Source organism: Xenorhabdus anantnagensis, from assembly GCF_028598555.1.
Classification (GTDB): domain Bacteria; phylum Pseudomonadota; class Gammaproteobacteria; order Enterobacterales; family Enterobacteriaceae; genus Xenorhabdus; species Xenorhabdus anantnagensis.
Map to the genome: position 1 here is coordinate 127,912 of NZ_JAQRFN010000011.1, position 6,560 is coordinate 134,471.

The window sequence follows — 6,560 nt, forward strand, 5'->3', positions numbered from 1 at the left end:
GTCTCAGTTAATTAGAATGGGAACTGGGAGATATGCAACTCCCGTCCCAAATGAAGAGATGGCAGAGCAGTTGGGGTATCAGCGGTGTTTCATGTTTCGGAGGAGGAATACAATAACCCCAAGAACTTCAACATCGGAGTTCCCAACATCAATCAGTGGAACACGGTTATCATCAACAGATAGATATCCATGAGAACCGCCTTGAACGAATTTATAGACTGATAACACTTTGTTGACTCTGGCATATACCAGATCATTTGTTCCTGCTGTCTCATTACTATCAATAACTATAATTGTGCCCGCAGGAGCTTCCGAACATCCACTATTCACATGTAGTTTGTATGCCCTACAGGTTTTAGATTCCACCAAATTAGGAAGCATTATTTGATCATCGGTAGGTTCATCCCCCTCGTACATATCAACCGAAAACATTCCTTTGTATTCAATGAATTCTATATCATTGCATTCTGGATCATTGTTGTCTTCGTCTCTCATTGGCCCTTTCCCATCAGATAACCATTCTGGGCGTACATCTAAAACGCGAGCAATATCAACGAGCCGAGTAGTGCGGATTGCTGCACCCGAAGTTAATTTCCATACACTGGATTGAGCCATTCCAACAGCTTTGGCCAGCGCACCTTGACTAAACCCGCCTTCGTGCATTGCACGATTCAGCCTTTCTGTAAATGTCATTTTTTAACCTTTATGAATAATCGTCAATAAATCGCTTAATAATTTTATTATATCGCTATGGCGATGATAAATCAAAATTGCTATAGCATTTGATTATTGCTTCATCATTTGTATAATATCTATAGCGATTGATTTGTGATTGAGGAGATTATGATTAACACAGCAATAGAGAAGGCCATAAAGCTCTGGGGTAGCCAGAAGAGATTTGCAGAACATATTGGCAAAGCTCAATCCACGGTGAGTGATTGGTTAACTGGGAAGAAAAGAATATCACCAGAGAACGTAGTAATAATCGTCGAGGCCACAAACGGAGCCGTCCAAGCCCACGAGTTGCGCCCCGATCTGCCTAAAGTGTTTCCGCCACCTGAGAGGGAATGATGTTTCCTGACTACACCAAGGTCACCATGCCATCGCATTTCTACCCTGACGATGGCGTGTGGATACAAGAAACGCTGGCGAAGCTGAGAGCCAGCACCAGAGCAAAGATCACCGCGAAGTATTCGGAAGTCTATCAAGCAGCATGGGATGAGGAACCCGTGTCATACCGCAAAGACAACACAGCGCGACGGGCAGCAAATGTCCGGCTCAGAGAGTTTGTTGTGAAGTATGAGAGGGCGGCACAGGGTTATACGGAGCAGCCGATGGAGGTATCGACAAAGTGACCAGTTTAGTTGTGAGGTTGTACTCCCTAGAAAGTACATCGATGTATCAGTTTGATAGTACACGGGGAAGAGGGGAAAACTTTCTAGGGGGGGATAAAGGGGGGGTGATCTTTGAAAGGGGTGTTAGGGAAGGCACAGCCAGAAGGAAGAACTCAGATCTTAATGTAGATCACTGTAGGGGTTACAAAACGGGACAGATGGCTAGACGTCCAAATGGGAATAAGAAAAAGGCTTGTCCTCTGGCAGTGGAAATTACTCAAGTGAGGGTATCAATGTTAACTAAGAATGGAAGTGTAAGAGGGTGCAAGAAACCGAACAGCGACACTTTGGTAGGTAAGACTGATTCGGCTCTTGCAACAGGCACCAACGAAGAGTTACCTGCACGAAAGTATCGCACGGTAACGCAGGAAAATAAACAGGGGGCGAAAGAATGCTAACGATTACCCCCAACTTTGCCCAAGAACGTGCCTTGAACATGCTGCGTCGGGACTGGAAGAACTTCAATTCTTTCATGGTCTATGCCCCCACAGGCGCAGGCAAAACAGGTTTATCTGCCTTCATCACAGACGGTTTTATATCCAAGGGGATGAAGGTCATGATGATCTGCCCATACCTTGTTCTGATAAACCAGACTGCCCAGCGCTTTATCGAGTATGGCTTGCCGGAGGATGAAATCGCGTATATCTGGCGTGACCACCCGAATCAAGACCCGTCAAAGCTGATTCAGATTGCCTCGGCTGACACACTGATCCGCCGTGACTTTCCCGAAGACATTAATCTGCTGGTGATTGATGAGGCGCACCTGAAACGTAAAAAGATACTGGAAGAAATTACCCGGCTGACTTCGGAAACGGATTGTAAGGTGGTGGGATTATCAGGCACGCCTTTCTCACCGTTCTTGGGTCACTACTATCAGAAGCTGATAAAGCCCACCACGATAAAAGAATTAATCCAGCGTGGCGACCTGAGTCCTTACGAGTTTCCCCCACCAAGCCCGATTTAAGCAAGGTGAAGTCTGCCCGCAATGACGACTACGGCAGCGACTACAAGGAAGATGAAATAGCTGAAATCATGTGCGGCGCTGATCTGGTCGGGGATGTGGTCAGTAGCTGGCTTAAGCTGGGAGAAAATCAGCCCACTATCTGCTTCTGTGTGAATGTCAGCCATGCCAACTTTATCACGGTCGAATTCAATCGTGCCGGGGTCAATGCTGAGGTGATGACCGCCAACACGCCCCAAGATGAACGGGATCTAATCATCCATCGCTTTGAACAGGGTGCGACGAAAATCATCGTCAATATTGGAGTTCTCGTGGCGGGTTTTGACAGTGATGTCCGGTGCATCATTTACGCCCGTCCCACCAAGTCAGAGATCCGTTGGTTGCAGTCAATCGGCAGAGGCCTGCGTACTGCCAAGGGTAAAGACCGATGCATCATTCTGGATCACTCCGGCTCTGTCCACCGCCTCGGTTACCCCGACGACATCGAATATGACGAGCTGCCCCGCAAGAATGATGGCATGAAGTCCAGTTCCAGTTACCGGGAGCAGGAGAAGCAGGAGAAGTTACCGAAAGAATGTTCCTCCTGCCACTACATGAAGCCTGCGGGTGTCTATGTCTGCCCGAAGTGTGGGTTTAAGCCGCTGGTGGGGGAGGACATTGATGTTGATACCAGCCGCACCCTCAAAAAACTCGACAAGAAAGCACGCGTCTACACACAGGACGAAAAGCAGAGTTTCTATTCCCAGTTGAAGTGTTATCAGAACCAGCGCGCCTCACAGGGCAAGACTGTCAGTGACGGCTGGGTATCCAACACGTTTAAAGACAAGTTCGGCGTCTGGCCGCGCGGGTTCCACGATACCCCGCAAGAACTGACACCGGAAGTGAATAACTTCATTAAGCACAAACAGATTGCCTGGGTGAAAAGCCGCAAGAAAGCAGAGCAAACGCAGCCGTCCAGCCACGAACAGCAGGAAATGCGTCTTGAGGTTGCTCATCAAAAAGTGCGCGATATCCGTGAAAAATTAGGCATTCAGCCACATCAGGGAGACACACCGTGAACAGAATAAAAACGACCGAGGCGGTTATTGGTCACTGGCCTGAAATCTTCGCCTATTACAAATTACCGCCAGTGACAGGCAAGAAACACTTTAAAGGGAAGTGCCCAATCTGTAAGCAAAAGGGCAAATTCCGCATTGATGACCGTGACGGACGCGGAACATTCATTTGCACCTGCCATGCCGGGGACGGCTGGGCACTACTGAGATTGACGCAGGGCAAAGAATTTAAGGTGCTGGCGGATGAGATTGATCAGCTATTGGGTATTCAGCGCGATAAGGTCACACCAAAACCTAAAACAAGTACGGTTGCAGATAACCGCCAAAAGATAATCACCCTTTACTCACGCATGCCGGAACTGAAAGGCACCTCGGCAGAAAAATACCTTCAAAGCCGGGGGATCTATAGCAATCAGCCTATTGAACAAATCCGCTTCTGTAAAAAGCAGCCGACATACCAAGGGGATTATCAGGCGATGTGGGCATTGGCGATAGACTCACGCGGTCAATTATGTTACCTGCACCGAACCTATCTGGATGGGGATCGGAAAGCGCCTTTAGATGTGACCAAAAAAATGATGTCACTACAGGAAGACAGCTATCTGGCGCACGCTGAATCGGTGGCGATTCGGATGTTTCCGGTAGCTTCCACGCTGGGGATCGCCGAAGGCATTGAGACAGCACTGTCCTATAAGCAGGTTTACGGGGTGAATACGTGGTCAACGATGAACGCCGGACACATGGCGAAATTTATCGCCCCTCGTGGCGTTAAGCATCTCATTATCTTCGCGGATACGGACTGGAGCGCCACAGGCCATGCAGCGGCCATGGCGTGCGCGACTAAAAACCTAAAGGCGAATAACGACTTGGAAAGGGTCAGTGTCCGCTGGAGTGATAACGGGGATTTTAACGACCTGCTCCAGAACGGCGATCAGGCCCGACAGTTGGAATTTACGAAAAAGCAGCGGGAGACAGCATAATGCGTGATATTCAGATGGTATTAGAACGCTGGGGAGCGTGGGCGGCGGATAATCGTGAAGCGGTTAACTGGCCCTCAATTGCCGCAGGGTTCAAGGGGCTGATACCCAACAGAGTGAAATCCCGCCCTCAGTGTTGTGATGACGACGCCATCATCATTTCCAACTGCATGGCAAGGCTGAATCAGAAAAATAGTGATGCCCATGATTTACTGTTCGAGTATTACGTATTCGGTAAAACCTTTATGCAATTAGCGAGTGATCATGAGTGTTCTGATACGCATATCGGGAAGAGGTTACAAAAAGCTGAGGGGATGATTGAGGGGATGCTGATGATGTTAGATATCCCATTAGAAATGGACAAATGTGTCCAAAAAGAGCCAATGAATATTAGCGCGCATCAATTATGCAGTAATTTTTGAAAATAGCTTTACGATCGTAAAAATGCTGCTATTGTGATAAAAGTGATAACAATGTCACACAGCTTATTGAATTATCAGACCTCGCCTCGGCGGGGTTTTTGTTACCTAGGACTCGGTCTCAAAAAGATGACAGTCACCCTTGCATCCATTACAGAATGGGTAACTGTCAGGTCGGGTTTATGTTGCTGCATTATTGGTCTCGTAACTTACTTTTTCTTTCGATTGTACTAACTTCGTTTTGTACTAAGTACCCAATTGCTTTACCTTTTTCAATTACGGAAAATGTCCTTTCAATCAATTCTTGAATTGATTGTGTCAGGAATTCAGGGCATATCCGTCTTACATCGTCAAGTTCACATCCGGCAATAATAATCTTAGCTAATGTTTTGACATCAACACACTCATCATCTGCTTTTAGCTCCTCCAGTGTTTGAGAAACATAAGGCGCGAATATAAAACCGTCTGCCTCTTCAGTAGATATTAATTTTCTCTCAAGAGAATACAAGACGCCTAAGATTATAAAACTAATAAGTTTACCAGCATGCTTATCTTCAATTCGATAATAAAAATCCATATTTGCACCTCCAGCTCATCAATAGATATTCGTTTTTTCGATGAGGTATAGCACACTCAGAAGTAAAATGGGACGACTATTTAAGCTTGCTATTCTTATTACTCCACTTGTTATAATAAATTTTCAGCCCATAGATTGGACTACCACTTTGATGCTCAAAATAATGGAGCGATAATTTTTGTTTGTTAACCATGCCATCCAGATAGACCTTATACCACTTTCCACTTTTATGTATTCTTAACTTATGCAATAACTCCTTATTATCAACAGTGTTTCTTGTCTTTCCATGAATAGCCTTATGAAACCCTTTCGGATAGTTTGGCGCATCCTTGATTGATGGGTAAAAGTGCTTAAGATCACTTGAATCACCAAACCAGTCCAACCAACCCACTTTGGTGAGTGAGATTTGATGTATGTTTGTCGCCGTATCTGGCGCTTGAAAGCTGTGTCCCGAAAAGGGAAGTAATACCAATACAAGGCTAAATAAAACCTTTGCAAATCGCTTCATAATGTTAAATATCCTCAATATAAGTCAGTCGGTTTTAGGTATTCTCACAACAGAATTAAAATGACTCTGGTGTAATATGAAGCATTATATAGATGCCCAACTAAACGGAATTAAAACCAGAACTGATTTATTTCGGATAAGATATGAATAAAAGATAAATAAAAGATAAATGAAGTTGATTATTAAAAATTATATGGTGAGTGAAATCTTTTAATTTACAACCCAACTACCTAATAATCCTAGGTAGTTCAAAATCCCATTTGATCACGGATAACCAATTCAAGGCTGCGCATGGCGTGGCTTTTTTGTTTTGCTCAGTTGTCAATAAATGGAATGCCCCTGATGACCATTGAACAAATCACCCTGAACGACCCTGAATCTAAGAGCGCGGATATCACCCAAGAAAATGTCGACCAACTTAAGCAACTTTTCCCTGAGGTATTTTTTGAAGGGAAAATCGACTTTGACGCTTTAAAAGCGGTGCTGGGTGAAGTCGTTGATGATTCAGATGAGCGCTATAACTTCACTTGGCAGGGTAAAACCCGCGCGCGTCAAATTGCTCAGACGCCATCAACAGGGACGCTACGTCCATGCAAGGAAGAGAGTGTTAACTGGGATACGACGGAAAACCTGTTTATTGAAGGCGATAATCTTGAAGTGCTTAAGTTG

8 protein-coding genes and 2 pseudogenes are annotated in these 6,560 nt (G+C 45.4%); 7 read left to right on the plus strand and 3 right to left on the minus strand.

Going from position 1 to position 6,560, the window contains the following annotated elements; translation table 11 throughout:
• Positions 1–78: 78 nt before the first annotated feature.
• Entirely contained in the window at positions 79–693 is a 615-nt protein-coding gene (locus PSI14_RS10825) for a helix-turn-helix domain-containing protein (RefSeq protein WP_273575894.1), read from the minus strand.
• Positions 694–843: 150 nt separating this feature from the next.
• Between PSI14_RS10825 and PSI14_RS10830 the strand changes: the two genes are divergently transcribed.
• From PSI14_RS10830 to PSI14_RS10855, 6 genes and pseudogenes are all read left to right on the plus strand, one after another.
• Positions 844–1,071, plus strand: a complete 228-nt coding sequence (locus PSI14_RS10830; RefSeq protein ID WP_273575895.1) for a transcriptional regulator — start codon at positions 844–846, stop codon at positions 1,069–1,071.
• Positions 1,068–1,355: a hypothetical protein gene (locus tag PSI14_RS10835; RefSeq protein ID WP_306309263.1), complete on the plus strand. Its 288-nt coding sequence runs from the start codon at positions 1,068–1,070 to the stop codon at positions 1,353–1,355. Before PSI14_RS10830 ends, PSI14_RS10835 begins: the two co-directional genes overlap by 4 nt.
• Before the next feature lie 197 nt (positions 1,356–1,552).
• Positions 1,553–1,792 (plus strand): hypothetical protein, encoded by a 240-nt coding sequence (locus tag PSI14_RS10840; RefSeq protein WP_273575896.1) that lies wholly within the window; start codon positions 1,553–1,555, stop codon positions 1,790–1,792.
• Positions 1,786–3,413: pseudogene (locus tag PSI14_RS10845) on the plus strand (DEAD/DEAH box helicase family protein). Before PSI14_RS10840 ends, PSI14_RS10845 begins: the two are co-directional and overlap by 7 nt.
• Positions 3,410–4,390: a DUF7146 domain-containing protein gene (locus PSI14_RS10850; RefSeq protein WP_273575897.1), complete on the plus strand. Its 981-nt coding sequence runs from the start codon at positions 3,410–3,412 to the stop codon at positions 4,388–4,390. The pseudogene PSI14_RS10845 and the gene PSI14_RS10850 overlap by 4 nt, the downstream one beginning before the upstream one ends.
• Complete coding sequence (locus PSI14_RS10855) at positions 4,390–4,809, plus strand: antiterminator Q family protein (RefSeq protein WP_273575898.1); 420 nt, start codon at positions 4,390–4,392, stop codon at positions 4,807–4,809. Before PSI14_RS10850 ends, PSI14_RS10855 begins: the two co-directional genes overlap by 1 nt.
• 190 nt (positions 4,810–4,999) lie before the next feature.
• On the opposite strand, the gene PSI14_RS10860 is transcribed toward PSI14_RS10855, so the two are convergent.
• The gene (locus PSI14_RS10860; RefSeq protein ID WP_273575899.1) at positions 5,000–5,383 is read right to left on the minus strand and encodes a DUF3969 family protein; all 384 of its coding nucleotides are present in this window, start codon (positions 5,381–5,383) and stop codon (positions 5,000–5,002) included.
• A gap of 76 nt (positions 5,384–5,459) precedes the next feature.
• Positions 5,460–5,891, minus strand: a complete 432-nt coding sequence (locus PSI14_RS10865) for a hypothetical protein (protein ID WP_273575900.1) — start codon at positions 5,889–5,891, stop codon at positions 5,460–5,462.
• Between the two features lie 348 nt (positions 5,892–6,239).
• Between PSI14_RS10865 and PSI14_RS10870 the strand changes: the two are divergent.
• Positions 6,240–6,560: pseudogene (locus PSI14_RS10870) on the plus strand (site-specific DNA-methyltransferase); the annotation flags it as partial.